Genomic DNA, 20577 nt, shown 5'->3' with positions numbered 1-20577 from the left:
AGACACACGGGGCGAGCCGCTGGCGCGCCGCTTAGCGAATCGAGAACCCGGCCAGGGGCGCCGCATGCGCCGTTGGCCACGCCTTGACCGCTTCAGTCACCACGCTTCTTTCTATGCTTCCAAAAGCCTTGATGCGACGAGTTGGCTTGATTTTCTCCCTGAATGACCCGCGCTGGGGGCGGGGCGAGGGCAATGACAGCCCGGCGGGCGGCCGCGATGAGCAGCCGAACCGTCCCAACAACAATCCCGAACCCAAAGAGCAGGGGCCGCGCCAGCAAGACGGCCCGCCCGATCTGGACGAACTGTGGCGCGATTTCAATCGCCGCCTCAATCGCCTGTTTGGCCGCAAGAACGGCGGCAACGGCGGCAATGGCGGTGCGGGCGGGAAGTTCACCGGCGGCGCGCGCGGGTCGGGCGTTGGCGTGGGTGTCGTCGTCGCGATTGCCTTCCTGATCTGGCTCGCCACGGGCGTGTTCATCGTCCAGGAAGGGCAGGTCGGCGTCGTCATGGAATTCGGCCGTTACAAGTACACGACGACGTCGGGGATTCAGTGGCGCTTGCCGTACCCGTTCCAGTCGCACGAGATCGTCAACATGTCGCAAATCCGCTCGGTCGAAGTCGGCCGTTCGAACACGATTCGCGACACGGATCTCAAGGACTCGTCGATGCTGACCGGCGACGAGAACATCATCGACGTGCGCTTCGCGGTGCAGTACCGCATCAAGGATGCCAGCGAGTTCCTGTTCAACAACGTTGAAGCGGAAGCGTCGGTCAATCTTGCGGCCACCACGGCGGTGCGCGAGATCGTCGGCAAGAGCAAGATGGACTTCGTGCTTTATGAGGGCCGCGAGCAAATCGCCAACGAACTGGTTCAGTCGATCCAGCGCATTCTCGACAGTTACAAGACGGGCATCCTGGTGACCAGCGTGACGATGCAAAGCGTGCAACCGCCTGAGCAGGTGCAGGCTGCGTTTGACGACGCCGTGAAGGCTGGGCAGGATCTGGAGCGCCAGAAAAATGAAGCGCAAGCTTATGCCAACGACGTGATTCCGCGCGCCAAGGGGACGGCCTCGCGCCTGACCGAAGATGCCGCCGCCTACAAGGCGCGTGTGGTCTCGTCGGCGCAGGGCGATGCCGACCGCTTCAAGGCGGTGCAGGAGGCTTATGCGAAGGCGCCGGCCGTCACGCGTGAGCGCATGTACCTCGAAACGATGCAGCAGATCTATTCGCGCACCACGAAGATCCTCGTGGATACGCGCAACAACAATAGCCTGTTGTATTTGCCGTTGGACAAGATCATGGAGCGAACGCGTGCCGAGGGCGCAGCGCCTGCGCCGGCATCGGGCGCAGGCGCTGCCGCGTCGAGTGGCAGCACGAGCGGCAGTACGAGCGATGACGTCACCGACGCCGACCATGATCGATCGCGTGCGGCACTGCGCAACCGCGAACGCGATTCACGCTAAGGGGATACGCGCATGAACCGAATCGGAACCATTATTGTTGCGCTGATCGTCCTGTTGATCGTGCTCGCCTCGACCATGTTCGTGGTGGACCAGCGCCGTTTTGCCGTCGTCTTCTCGCTTGGCGAGATCAAGCAGGTGATCGACAAGCCCGGCTTGCGCTTCAAGCTGCCGCCGCCGCTCGAGAACGTGCTGTATCTCGACAAGCGCATCATGACCATCGACAACCCCGAGCCAGAACGCTTCATCACGTCCGAGAAGAAGAACCTGATCGTCGATTCGTATGTGAAGTGGCGCATCGTCGATCCGCGCAAGTTCTACATCAGCTTCAAGGGCGAGAACCGTCTTGCGCAAGATCGCCTGACACAGCAGATCCGTTCGGCGCTGCAGGAGGCGTTTACGAAGCGCACGGTCACCGAGGTCGTATCGTCACAGCGCGAGCAGGTCATGCAGTGGGTGCGCCAGAAGGTTGGTGAGGACGCCGCGCAGGTCGGCATCGAGATCGTCGACGTGCGCATGCGCCGTGTCGACCTTGCGGCCGGCATCAGCGACTCCGTCTATCGGCGCATGGCCGCCGAGCGCAAGCGCGTCGCCAACGAACTGCGCTCGACCGGCGGCGCGGAAGCCGAACGGATTCGTGCCGATGCGGATCGCCAGCGTGAGGTCGTGGTGGCCGAGGCGTATGCCAAGGCGCAGCAGATCAAGGGCGAGGGCGATGCCCAGGCATCGCTGATCTACGGCCAGGCGTTCGGCCGCGATCCGCAGTTTGCGCAGTTCTACCAGAGCCTTGATGCGTATCGGAACACGTTCCGCGACAAGAAGGATGTGATCATCGCAGATCCGAACTCCGATTTCTTCCGTTTCATGCGGAATCCACAAGCGACTGGCGCGCCCGCCGGAAAAGCGGGAAAATAGCGCCAAACTAACGATGCCGCCGCCCGCCTTCGCGGGCGGTGGCTTTTTGTGGTCCGGTCCCCCGTGAGCAGCACGATTCTTCTCGCCTTGGCCCTGATGCTGATCCTCGAAGGGCTGTTTCCTTTCGTCTGGCCTGATCGCTGGCGCCAAAGTTTTCGTAAAATAACGGAAATGTCCACGGGGCAGATCCGCTTTTTCGGCCTGTCGGCGCTTGCGCTCGGGCTGATTCTGCTGTTGCTGGCCGAACTTTAATGGCGCGTGCGCGCCGTCTTACCAAGAAATTCCCATGCCGAACTGGCTGCTACCCGAAAACATCGCCGACGTGCTGCCGTCTGAAGCACGCAAGATCGAAGACCTGCGCCGGCTCATGCTCGACCGTTTCCGTACCTACGGGTACGAGCTGGTCATGCCGCCGCTGCTCGAATACGTCGAATCGCTGCTGACCGGTACCGGTCATGACCTCGATCTGCGCACGTTCAAGCTCGTCGACCAGCTTTCGGGCCGCACCATGGGCCTGCGTGCCGACATCACGCCGCAGATCGCCCGGATCGACGCACACCTGCTCAACCGCCGTGGCGTGACTCGCCTGTGTTATGCAGGCAGCGTGCTGTTCACGCGCCCGCGCAACCTGCTCGCCACGCGTGAGCCGATCCAGATCGGCGCCGAAATCTTCGGACATGGCGGACTGGAAGCCGATCTCGAGATTCAGGAATTGCTGCTGCACTGCCTGCGGCTGGCCGGTCTTGATCACATTCGCATCGATCTTTGCCATGCCGGCGTACTCGAAGCGCTGATCGAAGGCGTGCCGCAGGCGCAAGTCATCGAAAGCGAGCTATTCGGGGCGCTCGCCGCGAAAGATGTGCCCCAGCTCGAGGTGTTGACCGCCAACCTGCCGGTGGCCCAGCGTGAGGCGCTGCTGGTGCTTCCGAAGCTGTATGGCAACCCGGACATCATCGACGAAGCACGCAAGCGTCTTCCGGACTTGCCCGGCGTGCGCGCGGCGCTCGACGATCTCGCGTACCTGGCGGCGCAAAGCAAGGAGGCGGTCGTCACGATCGATCTGGCCGATTTGCGCGGTTATCAGTATCACAGCGGCGTGATGTTCTCCGCCTATGTGGACGGCATTCCGAATGCGATTGCGCGCGGCGGCCGTTATGACAAGGTGGGGCAGGCCTTCGGCCGCGATCGCCCGGCAACGGGTTTTTCGCTCGATTTGCGAGAGTTGGCGGGTATTTCGCCGGTGGAAGCGCGCAGTAGCGCGATTTTGGCGCCTGCGAACGACGAACCGGGTTTGCGTGCCAAGATTCAGGAATTGCGCGATGCCGGGGAGGTGGTCATCCGCATGTTGCCGGGTCACGAGCACGATCTCGAGGAATTCGCGTGCGACCGGGTGCTCGTCGAGACCGGTGGTCGCTGGAATGTGACAGCGCGCTGAAAAAAGCGGCACTCGGGTTCCTCAACACGGGTAGAATACGTTTTTAACCAAACCAACTATTGTTATGTCCGGCAATGCTTTGAATCAGGGGCGCAACGTCGTCGTCATTGGTACGCAATGGGGTGACGAAGGCAAGGGGAAGGTCGTCGATTGGCTGACCGATCACGCGCAAGGCGTGGTGCGCTTCCAGGGTGGCCATAATGCCGGACATACGCTCATCATCGGCGGCAAGAAGACGATTCTGCGCCTGATTCCGTCGGGCATCATGCACGAAGGCGTCACCTGCTACATCGGCAATGGTGTGGTGCTGTCGCCCGAAGCCCTGTTCAAGGAAATCGAAGAGCTCGAAAGCGCCGGCCTGAATGTTTGCGGCCGTCTGCGCATTTCCGAAGCCTGTACGCTGATCCTGCCGTATCACGTCGCCATCGACCAGGCCCGCGAATTGCGTCGTGGCGCCGACAAGATCGGCACGACTGGCCGTGGCATCGGCCCGGCGTACGAAGACAAGGTTGCCCGCCGCGCATTGCGCGTGCAGGATCTGTTCGATCCGAAGGTGTTTGCCGAGCGTCTGCGCGAGAACCTTGATTACCACAACTTCGTGCTTACGCAGTATCTGGGCGCGAAGGCCGTCGACTTCCAGGAAACGCTCGACACGATGCTCGGTTATGCGCCGCGTCTCGCGCCGATGATCGAGGATGTCTCGCAGCGCCTTTACGCCGCGAACCGCGAGGGTCAGAATCTGTTGTTTGAAGGCGCGCAAGGCACCTTGCTCGACATCGATCACGGCACGTATCCGTTCGTGACGAGCAGCAACTGCGTGGCAGGTGCGGCGTCTGCCGGCGCCGGCGTCGGTCCGCAACAGCTGCACTACATCCTTGGCATCACGAAGGCGTATTGCACGCGCGTCGGCGCGGGCCCGTTCCCGAGCGAACTGTACGATGCGGACAACCCTGCGCGCCAGGAACCGATCGGCCTGCAACTGGCGACCGTCGGCAAGGAATTCGGTTCGGTCACGGGCCGTCCGCGCCGTACCGGCTGGATGGATGCCGCTGCGCTCAAGCGTTCGATCCAGATTAACGGGGTGTCGGGGCTGTGCATGACAAAGCTCGACGTGCTCGACGGTCTCGAAACGGTTCGCCTGTGCGTTGGCTACACGATAGACGGCAAGACGACGGACATCCTGCCGCGTGGCGCGGTGGACGTGGCGCGTTGCGTGCCGGTCTACGAAGATTTCCCGGGCTGGACGCAGAGCACGGTCGGCGTGAAGTCGTTCGATCAACTGCCGGTCGAAGCGCAGAACTATCTGAAGCGGATCGAGGAAGTAAGCGGTGTACCGATCGATATGGTGTCGACGGGCCCGGATCGTGAAGAAACGATCCTGCTGCGCCATCCGTTCAAGAATTAAGCCGCCGCGGCACCGCACGAATCAGCATGAATCTGCCTCAAAACGACGATAAGAACCTCTGGGTCTCTTGGGACGACTATCACCGGTTGGTGGAGCGCCTGGCGCTCAAGGTCTACGAGTCCAACTGGAAATTCGACAAGATCCTGTGCCTCGCCCGCGGCGGTTTGCGTGTGGGCGATCAGCTCGCGCGCATTTACGATGTGCCGCTGGCGATTCTGGCAACGAGTTCATATCGAGAGGCCGAAGGCACGGTACGTGGCGAACTCGATATTGCCCAGTACATCACCATCACGCGCGGCGAGCTGGAAGGCCGCGTGCTGCTGGTCGACGACCTGGTCGATTCGGGTGTGACGCTCGAGCGCGTCGGCCGGCATCTGAAGGAGCGTTTCCCGAAGGTGACGGACGTGCGCTCGGCCGTGCTCTGGCACAAGGCATGTTCGAAGGTGGCGCCCGACTATCACGTCGAATTCCTGCCGACGAACCCGTGGATTCATCAGCCGTTCGAAGAGTACGATACGCTGCGTCCGCACAATCTGGCGGCCTGGATCAAGCGGGGAACGTAAGTTCGGCGTGTGCCGAGTGGATCACGTCCAAAACGGGCGGTTCATCTTTTGATGGACCGCCCGTTTCGCTTTCCTGGCCGGCTTAGGCTGAACAGGCCCTAGTTGGCCGACATCCCGCTATGGCGCAGCAGGGCATCGACCTTCGGCGGGCGGCCGCGGAACGCCACGAACGAGGCCATCGCCTCCCGGCTACCGCCGACTGCGAGGATCTCGTCGCGATAGCGCGCCCCGGTGGCGCTGTCGAGCACGGTGCCGCTGACCTTCGCTGCTTCCTCAAACGCTGCATACACATCTGCGGACAGCACTTCCGCCCACTTGTAGCTGTAGTATCCGGCAGCGTACCCACCCGCGAAGATGTGGCTGAATGTATTCGGCCAACGCGAAAATTCCGCTTGCGGCGTCACATGCAGCTTGGCGTTGATCTCTCGTGACAAATCGAGGACCGACTGCTTGCCCTTCGGATCGAAGTCGCAGTGCAGGTGCATGTCGAAGTCCGAGAACACCAGCTGTCGCAGCATCATCAGACCGCTCTGGAAGTTGCGCGCCGCAATCATCTTGTCGAACAGTGCGCGCGGCAACGGCGCGCCCGTATCGACGTGGGCAGTCATGTGTTCGAGCACATCCCATTCCCAGCAGAAGTTCTCCATGAACTGCGACGGCAGTTCGACGGCATCCCACTCCACGCCGTTGATGCCTGCCACGCCCGCGTCCTCGACTTGCGTCAGCATGTGATGCAGGCCATGGCCGAATTCGTGGAAGAGGGTGATGACGTCGTCGTGCGGCAACAGCGCCGGCTTGTTGCCCACGGGCGCCGGGAAGTTGCACACGAGATACGCCACCGGCGTTTGCAGTTGACCGTCGTGCAGGCGCTTGCGCGTGCGGGCGCTGTCCATCCATGCGCCGCCACGCTTGCCCTCGCGCGCGAACAAGTCCATGTAGAACTGCGCGACAAGCTCGCCATTGCGCTCGATGCGGAAGAAGCGCACGTCCGGGTGCCAAGCCTCGGCGTCCTGCGGCTTGATCGTTACGCCGAACAGTGTGCCCGCGACACGGAACAGGCCTTCGAGCACCTTCGGCAGGGGGAAATACTGGCGCACTTCAGTTTCCGAGAATGCATAGCGCTGTTGACGCAGCTTCTCCGACGCGTAAGTCGTATCCCACGGTTGCAGTTCATCAATGCCGAGTGACTTGGCGGCAAACGCGCGCAATTCTTCCCAATCCTTTTCTGCGTACGGACGTGCGCGGTGTGCCAAGTCCTCCAGGAACTCCAGTACCTGTGCCGGCGACTCGGCCATCTTCGGCTCGAGCGACACTTCCGCGTAATTCCTGAAGCCCAGCATCCGGGCTTCCTCGCCACGCAGCGCCAATTGTTCGACCACGTTTTGCGTGTTGTCCCATGCCGCATCGCCTTCGCCGAACTGCGGACCCAATTCCGATGCGCGCGTGACGTTCGCCTTGAACATTTGCTCGCGCAGCGCACGGTTGTCCGCGTATTGCAGGATCGGGAAGTACGACGGGAAATGCAGCGTGAATTTCCAGCCCGGCTTGCCGTCGCGTTCGGCGGCGGCACGGGCGGCATCCTTGTCATCGTCCGGTATGCCTGCCAACTCGGCTTCGTCCGTCACGAACAATGCAAATTTGTTCGTCGCGTCCAGCACGTGATCGGAAAACGCCTTGGCCAGTCCGGCCTGTTCTTCCTGAATTTCAGCAAAGCGGGGCTTCTGGTCTTCCGGCAACTCGGCGCCGCCGAGCCGGAATCCGCGCATTTCATTATCGAGAATCTTCTTGCGCGCCGTCGACAAACCCGCGAATTCCGGGCCGGCGGCGATCGCCTTGTATTTGTCGAAAAGCGCCAGGTTCTGACCGACGCTGGCGGAGAACTCTGTCACGCGCGGCAGATTGTCGCTGTAGGCGGCGCGCAACTCGGGCGTGTCCGCCACGGCGTTCAGGTGTCCGATGATTTCCCAGGCGCGTCCCAGGCCTTCGGTGCCGTCCTCGACCGCGTCGAGAATGTTGGCCCACGTGGCGGGGGTCGCCGGATCGGCTGCGCGATCGACGGCGGTGCGGGCTTCTTCGAGCAGGACATCGACGGCGGGCGTCACATGTTCAGGACGAATCTCGGAGAATCGCGGCAGGCCGGTGATGTCGAGCAGGGGATTGGCGTAGCGAGGTGTGTTCATGCGTTTGGATGTCCACGGAAAAGACGTAAGAAGAGTGTGGGGGCATCCAGACGATTTTTCCAGTCGTTTTTTTCAACCGGAATGATTCAAGCGTAGGCGCGGCCGGCAGCATGGGCTGCGCCGGCCGCAGGTTGGGCGCGCCGAAGGGGCGCCTGAGCGGTGCTTACGCAAGACCTGCCGCGCGTTCCGCGGCTTCGAGCGTGTTGACGAGCAACATGGTAATCGTCATCGGGCCGACGCCGCCGGGGACCGGCGTGATATAGCCCGCGACTTCCTTGACGCCGTTGAAATCGACGTCGCCGCACAGCTTTCCGGCGTCGTCGCGGTTCATGCCGACGTCGATCACCGCCGCGCCCGGTTTGACCATGTCGGCCGTAATGATATTGCGGCGGCCGACGGCAGCCACGATCACGTCCGCATCACGCGTGTGCGCGGCCAGATCGCGCGTCTTGCTATTGCAGATGGTCACGGTCGCGCCGGCCTGCAGCAGCATCATGGCCATCGGCTTGCCGACGATGTTCGACGCCCCGACCACCACGGCACGGGCGCCGCGCAGCGGAAAATCGACCGATTCGAGCATTTTCATGCAACCGTACGGCGTGCACGGGCGGAACATCGGCGCCCCGGTCATCAATGCGCCCGCGTTCGAGATGTGGAAACCGTCGACATCCTTCTCCGGCGCGATCGCTTCCAGCACCTTGTGGCTGTCGATATGCTTCGGCAGCGGCAATTGCACCAGAATGCCATGGATCTTCGGATCGCGGTTTAAAGCGTCGATCCGGGCCAGCAGGTCGGCTTCCGTCAGGTCGGCCGGGTACCGGTCGAACGACGAAAACAGCCCATTGTCTTCGCACGCCTTGACCTTGTTGCGGACATAGACCTGGCTGGCGGGATCTTCGCCCACGAGCACCACGGCAAGGCCCGGCTGGCGGCCGCGGGCGGTGAGGGCGGCAGCGCGCGTGGCGACTTCGCTGCGAATCTGTTTGGCGAGGACGTTACCGTCGAGGATGGTGGCGGTCATGATGCGTGGGTGTCAAGTCAGGGATGGGGGAAACTTGTGTGCCGTTGTCCGTGGATGGGGGCGCGCACGGCAAACCGTCATTATACCGGGCACGTGCGGCGTCCGGCAGCACGCGCGCGTGTCCGGGGCGGCGAAAAAAAAGCGCGGCCGGTCAGGCCGCGCCTTGTTCGGCACGGTTGGGGCGGGCGGTTCAGGCCCCGCTCAGGAACGCTTCGACAGCGCCAGGCGCAGCAGGTCGGCGACCGTGTTGACGTTGAGCTTTTCCATGATATTGGCGCGGTGCGCCTCGACGGTCTTGATGCTGATGCCGAGATCGTCGGCAATCTGCTTGTTCAGACGGCCGGCAATGATGCGCTCCAGCACTTGCTGCTCGCGGCCGGTCAGGCGCGACAGCAGCTCTTCCGCGGCTTGTTGCTCCTTCTGGCTGCTTGCGTCGTGGCGGGCCTTTTCCAACATGCGCTCGACCAGTTTGCGCAGCTCGGCTTCGTCGAAAGGCTTCTCGATGAAGTCCATCGCACCCTTTTTCATCGTATTGACGGCCATTGGCACGTCGCCGTGCCCCGTCACGAAGATGGTCGGGATGTTGATCTTCTGGGCGATGAGCTGTTCCTGCAGTTCCAGACCGCTCATGCCGGTCATGCGCACGTCCAGGATCAGGCAGCCCACCTGGCGCCGGTCGTAGTGCGAAAGAAACTGCTCGGCGCTCTCGAAGCCGCGCACGTGATACCCGTTGGCCTCTAGCAGCCAACGTAGGGAGTCTCGCACGGCCTCGTCGTCGTCCACGACGAATACGGTCTCTTGTTCGATGCTGGTGTTGGCGGTTGTCATGTTCCTCCCCCGGGTGTCGATGTCGAGTCACCTTCTAACGGTAACAGAATACAAAAGGTACAGCCATTTCGCACGCCGTCAATTTCGTTATTCTCCACCCAGAGACGGCCATGATGCGATTCAATGATGGAACGGCAGATATTCAGGCCCATGCCCATGCCGTCCGATTTAGTACTGAAAAATGGTTCAAACAGGCGTTCGATGGTCGCTTCATCGACGCCGGGGCCGTGGTCGGCCACCTGGAATTCGACCGCTTTGTCACGCCGTTCTACATGCAAACGCACGGTCGGGTCGCGCCGTTGACCGGGCGGTGGCGCGTGCCCCGCCATCGCTTCGGCCGCATTCTTGAGCAAATTGACAAGTACCTGCTCGATCAGCACCGGATCGACGTAGATCTGTGGCAGTCCTGCCGGCAGCTCCGTCACGATCCGGATGCGGCGCTTGCGCGCTTCGAGCTCTGCCAGACCGACCGCGTCGGCCACGATTTCGTAGATGCTCGACGGCGTGCGCTTGGGCTCGCTGCGCTTCACGAACGCCCGGATGCGCTTGATGATCATGCCGGCGCGCACCGCCTGCTGTGACGTCTTTTCCAGCGCCGGCAGCAAGGTTTCCGGTGAGGTGCGGCCCGCGCGCACCAGCGCGGCCGTGCCCATGCAGTAATTGTTGATGGCGGCCAGCGGCTGGTTCAGCTCGTGTGCCAGCGACGAGGCCATCTCGCCCATCGTCGTCAGGCGGCCGGTGAACTGCAGGCGCTCTTCTTCCTGACGGGCCAGTTCTTCCGCGTGGCGGCGCGCCGTGATGTCGGTGGCGACCTGAAGCTGTGCGAGATGGCCGTCCACCCATTGGATGTACTGTCGGCGCACTTCGAACCATTTCTGGTGCGTCGGCAGGTAAATTTCCTGGGTTTCCGCGGCCGTATCGGCCAGCGACGCCGCCGGCAGGCCCGCGAACGTATCAACCATGTCGATACGATCGAGCGAAGTCGGCGAGAGTTCGCCGCCGCCGGACAACTCGAGATGGCCTTCCGGGCGGGTGCCGAACAGTTGGCGATAATAACGGTTCGCGAACAGCAGTTCCGCCTTGTCGACCGCCAGCACGGACACCGAGGCATCGAGGCTTTCCAGTACCGTGGTGAAGCGTTCGTGCGCGGCCGCCAGTTCTTCGCGTGCGCGCTTCGGCTCGCTGATGTCGGTCAGCGAGGACATCCAGCCCGTTTGACGCCCATGGGCGTCCACGAGCGGCGAAACGAACATGCGCGCATAGAAAATCGTACTGTCCTTGCGCTGCACGCGGATTTCGAAGCCATGCGACGGGGCCTTGCCGCGCAGGGTCATGTCGATGCGGCGCTGCATTTCGTGGATGTCGTCTTTCGGCCAGTACGGATACGGGGGCGGGCGCCCCAGCAAATCGGTTTCTTCCCAGCCGGTCATGCGGCAGAACGCCGGATTCACGTAGGTAATGTGCCCCTGCAAATCCAGCACGCGCATGCCGATGACGATGGAGTTCTCCATGGCGCGCCGGAACGACGTTTCATTGAATAGCGCCTGCTGCGCTTCAAAACGTTGCCGCGTGTGCCGCCACAGGCTCCAAAGGCTCCAGAGCACGAAACACGACAGCCCGGCGATCAGCCAGACGAGCGTATTGTTGACGAAATTTCCGACCGCCGGATAGGAGTAGATCCTCACCGCCAGGCTGTGTCCGGGCGGATCGAGCAACAGTTCGTAGGAGACGTCGCGCGGCAGGGGCGGACGCGTCGACGTGGTTGCCAGTTCGTTGTTGTGCGTGTCGATGAAAGACACCTTGAACTTGTCGCCAAGCTCCTGCGGCAGTTCGTGGATCAGCAGGCCTTCCACGGAATACACGGCGCTGATGGTGCCGAGAAATTCGCGCTCACGCAGCACCGGCACCTGAATGACGATGTAGCTTGCGCCCGACGAATCGTAGATCAGCGTGGAGTAGGCCGAGCGCCGCGAATCGCGCGCTGCCCGGTAGGCCACCAGCAGTTCGTCTTCCATGGGGCGCGTGGCCGAGCCCTGCACGCGGGCGGTGAACGGCGAATCCGCCGGCATGGCCCAGCGCGGGCGCTGCTGCGCGTCGAGCCAGTTCATGAAGACGATGTCCGCATGATTCTGCATCAACTCACTGGCCGTATTCTGGAAATGGGCGGCATCCTGCGGCCGCGCCGCCGTATCGCGCGCGAGGGAACTGATCTGGTCCTGAATCGCAAGCATGTTCAGGCGGATCTGCTGTTGCGCCCACGCCACATTGCGATAAAGCGTGTCCTGCTGCTGCTCGGTCTCACGCCGGTTCAGGCTCCACAGGATCAAGCTCATGACCACAAGGAAGATCACAATGGAGACCAGCGGCACCAACAGGTAGTAATGCGACTCGGCGAACCCCTGCAGCCAGCGATTGGAGCGGGCACTCGAGGCAGGAGACCGGGACGAAGGCGAAGTGTTGGCGAGCCGAGGTGAAAGCATGGCGAGATTGTAGCGCAGACCAGCCCGGAATCCCCCGGCCTGCGTGGATTTCGGTGAAGTTCTGACCACTCGCCCGGCGCTGTCTGCCGGGCGGGGCAACGGTTCCCACGCGATACGCCGAACCCGTCCTTTGCGCCGCGCGGGAAGCCCCGTCCTTAGGTGCGCCGCACAATGAATTTCGCATTATAAAATTTGATATCGTAATTTGAAATTTTTGTTGCGGAGGGTTCGATTTGCTTCGTACAATGCTTCGGTAAAAATCGCGGTGGGCTTGTCCATGGGCAAGTTCAACCGTTACGCCAACCGCTCACGACAGACAGGAGACAACCATGTCGGCCGTACCTGAAGAAGCACTGAAAATCGTATCCGAAGCGGATGCGGATCCCCAGGAAACCAAAGAATGGCTGGAATCGCTCGAGGGCGTGATGGCCAGCGAGGGACCGCAGCGCGCCCATTACCTGCTGGAGAAACTGATCGAGTTCGCGCGTATCAACGGCGAACATCATCCGTTCTCGGCAAACACGCCGTACATCAACACGATTCCGCTCGATCAGCAGGCGCGCATCCCCGGCGACCAGGAAATCGAGCACAAGATTCGTTCGTACACGCGCTGGAACGCCATCGCCATGGTGCTGCGCGCGGGCAAGGACACCAACGTCGGCGGCCACATCGCGTCGTTTGCGTCGGCCGCCACGCTGTATGACGTCGGCTTCAACCATTTCTGGCACGCGCCGTCGGACAAGCACGGCGGCGACCTCGTGTTCGTGCAGGGCCACTCGTCGCCGGGCGTCTACAGCCGCGCGTACCTGCTGGGCCGCCTGAACGAAAACCAGCTCGAAAACTTCCGTCAGGAAGTGGACGGCGGCGGTCTGTCGTCGTACCCGCATCCGTGGCTGATGCCCGATTTCTGGCAGTTCCCGACCGTGTCGATGGGCCTGGGCCCGATCATGGCGATCTACCAGGCGCGCTTCATGAAGTACCTGCAAAGCCGCAGCATCGCGCAAACGGAAGGCCGCAAGGTCTGGGCGTTCCTCGGCGACGGCGAGACGGACGAGCCCGAATCGCTCGGCGCGATCGGCATGGCCGGCCGCGAGCGTCTCGAGAACCTTGTGTTCGTCATCAACTGTAACCTGCAGCGCCTGGACGGTCCGGTGCGCGGCAACGGCAAGATCATCCAGGAGCTCGAATCCGAGTTCCGCGGCGCCGGCTGGAACGTCATCAAGGTCGTCTGGGGCAGCCGCTGGGATGCCCTGCTGGCCCGCGACAAGCACGGCCTGCTGATGAAGCGCATGATGGAAGCGGTCGACGGCGAGTATCAGACGTACAAGTCGAAGGACGGCGCATACGTGCGCGAGCACTTCTTCAATACGCCGGAACTGAAGGCGATGGTCGCCGACTACTCCGACGAAGATATCTGGGCGCTGAACCGCGGCGGCCACGATCCGCACAAGATCTACGCGGCGTTCCACGCAGCCACGCATCACCAGGGCCAACCGACCGTCATCCTCGCCAAGACCATCAAGGGCTATGGCATGGGCGAAGCCGGCCAGGCCATGAACATCACCCACCAGCAGAAGAAGATGCCGGTGGAGTCGCTCAAGAAATTCCGCGACCAGTTCAAGCTGCCGATCACCGACGACGAGATCGCCGACGTCCCGTACATCAAGTTCGAAGAAGGTTCGAAGGAACTCGAGTACATGCGCGCTCGCCGCATGGATCTCGGCGGTTACCTGCCGCAACGCCGCGAGAAGGCCGCGTCGCTCCAGGTGCCGGAACTGTCGGCGTTCGATGCGCTGCTCAAGGCGACCGCCGAAGGCCGTGAAATCTCGACGACGATGGCCTTCGTGCGCGCGTTGAACGTGTTGCTCAAGGACAAGGTGCTGGGCAATCGCATCGTGCCTATCGTGCCGGATGAGTCGCGCACGTTCGGCATGGAAGGTCTGTTCCGTCAGATCGGCATCTGGAATCAGGAAGGCCAGAAGTACGTGCCGCAGGATTCCGATCAGCTGATGTTCTACAAGGAATCCCAGACCGGCCAGATCCTGCAGGAAGGCATCAACGAAGCCGGCGGCATGTGCGACTGGATCGCGGCAGCGACCTCGTACTCGACGCACAACGAGCAGATGATTCCGTTCTACATCTTCTACTCGATGTTCGGCTTCCAGCGTATCGGCGACCTGGCCTGGGCGGCCGGCGACATGCGCGCGCGCGGCTTCCTGGTTGGCGGCACGGCCGGCCGTACAACGCTGAACGGCGAAGGCCTGCAGCACGAAGACGGTCACTCGCTGCTGTGGGCATCGTCGATTCCGAACTGCCTGCCGTACGATCCGACGTTCGCCTACGAGCTCGCCGTGATCGTCCAGGATGGCTTGCGCCGCATGGTCCAGGAGCAGGAAGACGTCTATTACTACCTGACGGTGATGAACGAAAACTACGCTCATCCGGCCATGCCGGAAGGTGTGGAGCAGGACATCCTGAAGGGCATGTATGCATTCCGCCGCAGCGCGGAGAACAGCAACGCACCGCGCGTGCAGCTGCTCGGATCGGGCACGATCTTCAACGAAGTGATCGCCGCCGCCGAAATGCTGAAGAACGAATGGGGCGTTGAATCGGATCTGTGGAGCTGCCCGAGCTTCACCGAGCTGGCCCGCGAAGGCAACGACGTGGCGCGTTACAACCTGCTGCACCCGACGCAAGCGCAGCGTGAATCGCACGTCGAGAAGTGCCTGAAGGATGCGCGTGGCCCGGTCATCGCATCGACCGACTACATCCGCACGTACGCCGAACAGATCCGTCCGTTCGTGCGTGGCCGCTATGTCGTGCTGGGCACCGACGGCTTCGGCCGTTCGGACACGCGCGAGAAGCTGCGCCACTTCTTCGAAGTCGACCGGAATTGGGTCACGATCGCCGCGCTCAAGGCGCTGGCCGACGAGGGTGCGATTCCTGCATCCAAGGTGGCTGAAGCGATCGCCAAGTACAACCTGGATCCGAACAAACCCAACCCGATGACTGTGTAAGGCCGCTGCCGGCGCGCCCGGCCCCGCCGTCCCCTCGGGGCGGCGGGGCGCGGGCGCGCGGCACGCGCAGCCTCGAGGAGACTGTCGAAAATGAGTCAAGTGATCGAAGTTAAAGTGCCGGACGTCGGCGACTTCAAGGACCTGCCGGTCGTGGAAGTGCTCGTCAAGACCGGTGACACGGTAAGCGCCGAACAGTCGCTGATCACGCTGGAATCGGACAAGGCGACGATGGACGTGCCGAGCCCGGCGGCTGGCGTCGTCAAGGATATGCGCCTCAAAGTGGGCGACACGGTGTCGGAAGGGTCGCTCATCATGACGCTCGAAGCCGTTGTCAACGGCGCGAGCCCGTCAGCGGCCCCCGCGCCTCAGGCGGCGGCGCCTGCGGTTGCCCCCGCGGCAGCACCGGCCCCTGCGACCCCTGCCGCGGCAGCCGCGCCCGCACAGGGCGGCGGCACGGTCGAAGTGAAGGTCCCCGATATCGGCGACTTCACGGATATCCCGGTGATCGAAGTGCTCGTCAAGGTCGGTGACGTCATCGCCGCCGAGCAGTCGGTCGTCACGCTGGAATCGGACAAGGCGACGATGGACGTGCCGAGCCCGACGGCCGGCACCGTCAAGGAAATCAAGGTCAAGGTCGGCGACAACGTGTCGGAAGGCTCGTTGATCCTGGTGCTCGAAGGCGCTGCCGCCGGGGCTGCTGCACCGGCACCGGCCGCTGCGGCACCGGCGCCTGCCCCCGTGGCCGCGCCGCAAGCTGTTGCGCCGGCCGCCGCACCGGCACCAGCGCCTGCCGCCGCGGCCCCGGCCGTGGCCGGCGGCGAGCAGCCGATCAGCCACGCCAGCCCGTCCGTGCGCAAGTTCGCGCGCGAGCTCGGCGTCAGCATTACGCAAGTGAAGGGCACCGGTCCGAAGGGCCGCATCATGCTCGACGACGTGCGCGAGTTCGTCAAGGGCGTGTTGTCGGGCAACCGTCCGGCAGCGCCGGGCGGCGCAGCCGTCACGGGTGGCGGCGAGCTGAACCTGTTGCCGTGGCCCAAGGTCGATTTCGGCAAGTTCGGGCCGGTCGAGCCGAAGGCGCTGTCGCGCATCAAGAAAATTTCGGGCGCGAACCTGCATCGCAACTGGGTCATGATTCCGCACGTCACGAACAATGACGAAGCGGACATCACGGAGTTGGAAGCCTTCCGCGTGCAGTTGAACAAGGAAAACGAGAAGTCGGGCACGAAGGTCACGATGCTGGCGTTCGTCATCAAGGCGTGCGTGATGGCGCTGAAGAAATTCCCGACCTTCAACGCGAGCCTGGACGGCGACAACCTCGTCTTCAAGCAGTATTTCCATATCGGCTTCGCGGCCGATACGCCGAACGGCCTCGTTGTGCCGGTCGTGCGGGATGCCGATAAGAAGGGCGTCTTCGAGATCGCGCGCGAGACGGGCGAACTGGCGAAGCTGGCCCGTGAAGGCAAGCTCAAGCCGGATCAGATGCAAGGCGGGTGCTTCTCGATTTCGTCGCTCGGCGGCATCGGCGGCACGAACTTTACGCCGATCATCAACGCGCCGGAAGTGGCCATTCTCGGGTTGTCGCGTTCGAGCCAGAAGCCGGTGTGGGACGACGCACAGCAGCAGTTCGTGCCGCGCCTGACGCTGCCGCTGTCGCTGTCGTACGACCACCGCGTCATCGACGGCGCCGAAGCCGCACGCTTCAACGCCTACCTGGGGCAACTGTTGCAGGACTTCCGCCGCGCCATGCTGTAAGGCCGGCGCCGGCAGGCGAGGGGCGCGATCCCGCGCCTGCCGGTCCCTGAGTTTCCCGACTTTGACGGAGAGCGTGCCATGACCACCGTGGTTGTCGTGAAGAAAGCGGGCGAGATTGCGATTGCCGCCGATTCGCTGGTGACATTCGGCGATACGCGTTTGTCGCAGGCGTACGAGGAAAATCGCAAGGTATTCGTCGTGGGCGATTCCTATGTCGGACTGGCCGGCACGACTGCGCACTTCCCGGTCATGCGGGCGATCCTGACCGGGATGGGCGACGAATGCCGTCTCCATTCCCGCGACGATGTATTCCGCACGTTCGTCAAGGTCCACCAGAAGCTCAAGGAAGAGTATTTCCTCAACACGAAGGAGGAGGAGGACGATCCGTACGAGTCGTCGCAGATCACATGCGTGATTGCGAATCCGACCGGCATTTACGGCATCTACTCCTACCGGGAAGTGTTTGTTTTCGATCGTTTCTGGGGCATCGGATCGGGGCGCAATTTCGCGCTCGGCGCGATGTACGCCCTCTACGATCACGATTTGAGCGCGAGTGCCATCGCCGAGGCGGGCGTGGCGGCCGGTGCGGAGTTCGACAAGAGCTCCTGCGGCCCGTTCCAGGTGCACGCGTTCCAGATCGATACCCTCAATACCATCAAGCCATAATGCGACAGGGAGACCCCGCATGAGTCTCATTGAAGTCAAGGTGCCGGACATCGGCGCGGAAGACGTTGACGTCATCGAAGTGATGATCAAGCCGGGCGATACGATCGCCAAGGATCAATCGCTGATCACGCTCGAGTCCGACAAGGCCTCCATGGAAGTGCCGTCCGAAGTGGCGGGCACCGTCAAGGAAGTGAAAATCAAGGTCGGCGACAAGGCCAGCCAGGGCACGCTGATCGCGACCGTCGAAACGGCGGGCGCGGGCGTTGCGCCTGCCAAGCCGGCCGCGCCGGCACCTGCCGCCGCAGCACCGGCACCGGCCGCATCCGCTGCGCAACCGGCCGTCGTGGCGCCGTCGGCAGCGAAGTTCGCCGGCGGTGCGGACCTCGAGTGCGAGGTCGTCGTGATCGGTGCGGGCCCCGGAGGCTATTCGGCAGCGTTCCGCTCGGCCGATCTGGGACGCAAGACGGTTCTCGTCGAGCGCTACGCAACCTTGGGCGGCGTGTGCCTGAACGTGGGCTGCATTCCGTCGAAGGCGCTGCTGCATACGGCAGCGGTTGCGGAGGAGGCGAGAGCGCTGGACCATCACGGCATCCATTTCGGCAAGCCCGAAATCGACCTGGACAGGTTGCGCGGCTACAAGGACAGCGTGATCGGCAAGCTCACGACCGGTCTGGCCGGCATGGCGAAGATGCGCAAGGTGGAAGTGGCGCAAGGCGTCGGCGTTTTCCTCGATCCGAACCACATTGAAGTGACGGGCCCGGATGGCGCGAAGCGCGTGATCAAGTTCGCGCAGGCGATCATCGCGGCTGGCTCGCAGGCGGTGAAACTGCCGTTCATGCCGGAAGATCCGCGCGTCGTCGACTCGACGGGCGCGCTGGAACTGCGTCAGATCCCCAAGAAGATGCTGGTCATCGGCGGCGGGATCATCGGTCTGGAAATGGCGACGGTCTACAGCGCGCTCGGCGCAGAAATCGACGTCGTGGAAATGCTCGACGGCCTGATGCAGGGTGCGGACCGAGACCTGGTCAAGGTCTGGGACAAGATGAACGCGAAGCGCTTCGGCCGTGTGATGCTGAAGACGAAGACCGTCGCCGCCGAGGCGAAGGCCGACGGCATCTACGTGAAGTTCGAAGGCGAGGCCGCGCCGGCCGAAGCGCAACGCTACGACATGGTGCTGGTGGCCGTGGGCCGCAGCCCGAACGGCAAGCGGATCGGCGCGGACAAGGCCGGCGTGGCGGTGAGCGATCGCGGCTTTATTCCGGTCGACAAGCAGATGCGCACGAACGTGCCGAACATCTTCGCGATCGGCGACATCGTCGGTCAGCCGATGCTTGCACACAAGGCGGTGCATGAGGCCCACGTGGCGGCGGAAGCCGCGCATGGCGAGAAGGCCTACTTCGACGCCTTGCAGATTCCGTCGGTGGCCTACACCGATCCGGAAGTGGCCTGGGCCGGCAAGACCGAAGACCAGTTGAAGGCCGAAGGCGTGAAGTACAGCAAGTCGGTGTTCCCGTGGGCGGCTTCGGGCCGCGCGATCGCGAACGGCCGCGACGAGGGCTTCACGAAGCTGCTGTTCGACGAAGCGACGCACCGCATTATCGGCGGTGGCATCGTCGGCACGCATGCGGGCGACCTGATCAGTGAGATCTGCCTGGCCGTCGAAATGGGCGCGGACGCGGTGGACATCGGCAAGACGATCCATCCGCACCCGACGCTTTCGGAGTCAATCGGCATGGCCGCGGAAATCTACGAAGGCGTCTGCACGGACGTGCCGCCGGCACGCAAGAAGTAAGCGGTTCCGGGGACTTCCCGAGACGTGAGCCGCCGCGAAGTTTGCGGCGGTTTTTTCATGCGCCCCGTTGACGCCCCGCGAAAAAGAAAAACCCGGCGCGGGGCCGGGTTCAAGGTACCTCGTCCTGCGAGAGGCGATCGGTACCGAGGAGACAACTTGCTGTCGCTACGCAGGTGAGGGCGCAGCGACCGTATTTCAATAGCGTGATGCTTACTTCTTCGGTGCAGCGGAGCGCGAAGCCTGGGCAGCAGCCTTCGTTGCAACGTTGGTCGCGGCGGCGAAGTTGGTTTCGGCGATCTCGACGGCTTGCTTGGTGGCCTTTTGCACGCTGTCGAAGGCGCTGTTCGCTGCGGACAGGGCCGACTTGGCCAGCGCGACAGCGGATTCCGAACCCGCCGGGGCATTCTTGGCAAGGCTGTCGAACAGCGCTTGTGCCGTCTGCGAGCCTTCAGCCAGCTTGCTTTCGGCAACCTTGTTCACTTCGGCTTGCGTGGCCGAGGCGATTTCATACACGTGGCGGCCATACGCGAGCACCTTTTCGGCGGCCGGTTGAACCAGATTGGCTTGCAGCGCCAACAGTTCTTGCGCGTCTTTCACGGCGAAAGCTTTTTCGGCCGTCGCGGCGGATTCTTCGAGCGAAGCCTTCACAACCTGAAGGTTCAGTTCGACCAGTTTCTCAACACCTTCAAAGGCCTTGTTGGTCAAGCCAAACAGGGTTTCCAGGTTGGCCTTGTGGGCGGCAGCGAATTGCTCGGGAGTCAAAAACGACATTGCGTTCTCCTATGATGTCATACACAGTTGACCCACTCCGTGTTCGCTGGTCTGTTCTCACCTTGGCGGCGGTGAAAACACGGTTGGGGCCGGCATTTGCGCGATGTCTTTTGATGCATCGCACAATCGCTAGTGTATATAAAAATTTTTTCGTGTCAAGATTTTTTTGTTGCGGTGCACCAATTGCCAAAAATCATAAGAAATCAACACCTTGTCACAAGGATGACACGTAGTTGGCGGCGGACTATGTAGCAGCGCGGCAAGCCTTTGCCCATGCGCTTTTCCGGGGTGT

General features: G+C 62.6%; 15 protein-coding genes. 10 read left to right on the top strand and 5 right to left on the bottom strand.

The window, feature by feature from the left end; all coding sequences use genetic code 11:
• Window positions 1-113: 113 nt before the first annotated feature.
• From hflK to PTE30175_RS09545, 6 genes are all read left to right on the top strand, one after another.
• A complete protein-coding gene (gene hflK / locus PTE30175_RS09570) occupies window positions 114-1463 on the top strand; it encodes an FtsH protease activity modulator HflK (protein WP_150696825.1) in 1350 nt (449 codons plus the stop codon).
• 12 nt (window positions 1464-1475) lie between these two features.
• Entirely contained in the window at window positions 1476-2375 is a 900-nt protein-coding gene (gene hflC, locus PTE30175_RS09565) for a protease modulator HflC (protein WP_150696824.1), read from the top strand.
• 63 nt (window positions 2376-2438) lie between these two features.
• The gene (locus tag PTE30175_RS09560) at window positions 2439-2627 is read left to right on the top strand and encodes a DUF2065 domain-containing protein (RefSeq protein ID WP_150696823.1); all 189 of its coding nucleotides are present in this window, start codon (window positions 2439-2441) and stop codon (window positions 2625-2627) included.
• Between the two features lie 34 nt (window positions 2628-2661).
• Window positions 2662-3810, top strand: coding sequence for an ATP phosphoribosyltransferase regulatory subunit (locus PTE30175_RS09555; RefSeq protein ID WP_150696822.1), 1149 nt, complete (start codon window positions 2662-2664; stop codon window positions 3808-3810).
• A gap of 64 nt (window positions 3811-3874) precedes the next feature.
• Complete coding sequence (locus PTE30175_RS09550; protein ID WP_150696821.1) at window positions 3875-5215, top strand: adenylosuccinate synthase; 1341 nt, start codon at window positions 3875-3877, stop codon at window positions 5213-5215.
• 26 nt (window positions 5216-5241) lie between these two features.
• The gene (locus PTE30175_RS09545) at window positions 5242-5778 is read left to right on the top strand and encodes a phosphoribosyltransferase (RefSeq protein WP_150696820.1); all 537 of its coding nucleotides are present in this window, start codon (window positions 5242-5244) and stop codon (window positions 5776-5778) included.
• A gap of 98 nt (window positions 5779-5876) precedes the next feature.
• On the opposite strand, the gene PTE30175_RS09540 is transcribed toward PTE30175_RS09545, so the two are convergent.
• The 4 genes from PTE30175_RS09540 to PTE30175_RS09525 form a co-directional block, all read right to left on the bottom strand.
• On the bottom strand, window positions 5877-7958 hold the full coding sequence (locus PTE30175_RS09540; RefSeq protein WP_150696819.1) for a M3 family metallopeptidase: 2082 nt from the start codon (window positions 7956-7958) through the stop codon (window positions 5877-5879).
• A gap of 163 nt (window positions 7959-8121) precedes the next feature.
• Window positions 8122-8979 (bottom strand): bifunctional methylenetetrahydrofolate dehydrogenase/methenyltetrahydrofolate cyclohydrolase FolD, encoded by an 858-nt coding sequence (gene folD, locus PTE30175_RS09535; RefSeq protein WP_150696818.1) that lies wholly within the window; start codon window positions 8977-8979, stop codon window positions 8122-8124.
• A 201-nt stretch (window positions 8980-9180) separates the two neighbouring features.
• Window positions 9181-9807 carry a response regulator transcription factor gene (locus PTE30175_RS09530; RefSeq protein WP_150696817.1) on the bottom strand — a complete coding sequence of 209 codons (627 nt, stop codon included), beginning with the start codon at window positions 9805-9807 and terminating at the stop codon, window positions 9181-9183.
• Window positions 9804-12287, bottom strand: coding sequence for a PAS domain S-box protein (locus PTE30175_RS09525; protein WP_224788673.1), 2484 nt, complete (start codon window positions 12285-12287; stop codon window positions 9804-9806). The genes PTE30175_RS09530 and PTE30175_RS09525 overlap by 4 nt, the downstream gene beginning before the upstream one ends.
• Window positions 12288-12616: 329 nt before the next feature.
• Between PTE30175_RS09525 and aceE the strand changes: the two genes are divergently transcribed.
• The 4 genes from aceE to lpdA all read left to right on the top strand — a co-directional run bounded on the left by aceE (window position 12617) and on the right by lpdA (window position 19514).
• Window positions 12617-15304, top strand: coding sequence for a pyruvate dehydrogenase (acetyl-transferring), homodimeric type (gene aceE, locus PTE30175_RS09520; RefSeq protein ID WP_150696816.1), 2688 nt, complete (start codon window positions 12617-12619; stop codon window positions 15302-15304).
• A gap of 90 nt (window positions 15305-15394) precedes the next feature.
• Window positions 15395-17056: a dihydrolipoyllysine-residue acetyltransferase gene (gene aceF / locus PTE30175_RS09515; RefSeq protein WP_150696815.1), complete on the top strand. Its 1662-nt coding sequence runs from the start codon at window positions 15395-15397 to the stop codon at window positions 17054-17056.
• A gap of 78 nt (window positions 17057-17134) precedes the next feature.
• Window positions 17135-17722, top strand: coding sequence for an Ntn hydrolase family protein (locus PTE30175_RS09510; protein ID WP_150696814.1), 588 nt, complete (start codon window positions 17135-17137; stop codon window positions 17720-17722).
• Between the two features lie 19 nt (window positions 17723-17741).
• A complete protein-coding gene (gene lpdA / locus PTE30175_RS09505) occupies window positions 17742-19514 on the top strand; it encodes a dihydrolipoyl dehydrogenase (RefSeq protein WP_150696813.1) in 1773 nt (590 codons plus the stop codon).
• 210 nt (window positions 19515-19724) lie between these two features.
• Here lpdA and PTE30175_RS09500 read toward each other — a convergent pair whose 3' ends face one another.
• Entirely contained in the window at window positions 19725-20285 is a 561-nt protein-coding gene (locus PTE30175_RS09500; RefSeq protein ID WP_150696812.1) for a phasin family protein, read from the bottom strand.
• Window positions 20286-20577 lie beyond the last annotated feature (292 nt).

The sequence above is a fragment of the Pandoraea terrae genome, from assembly GCF_902459695.1.
In the GTDB taxonomy this organism is placed as follows: domain Bacteria; phylum Pseudomonadota; class Gammaproteobacteria; order Burkholderiales; family Burkholderiaceae; genus Pandoraea; species Pandoraea terrae.
This window is presented reverse-complemented; position numbering and strand designations above follow the sequence as displayed.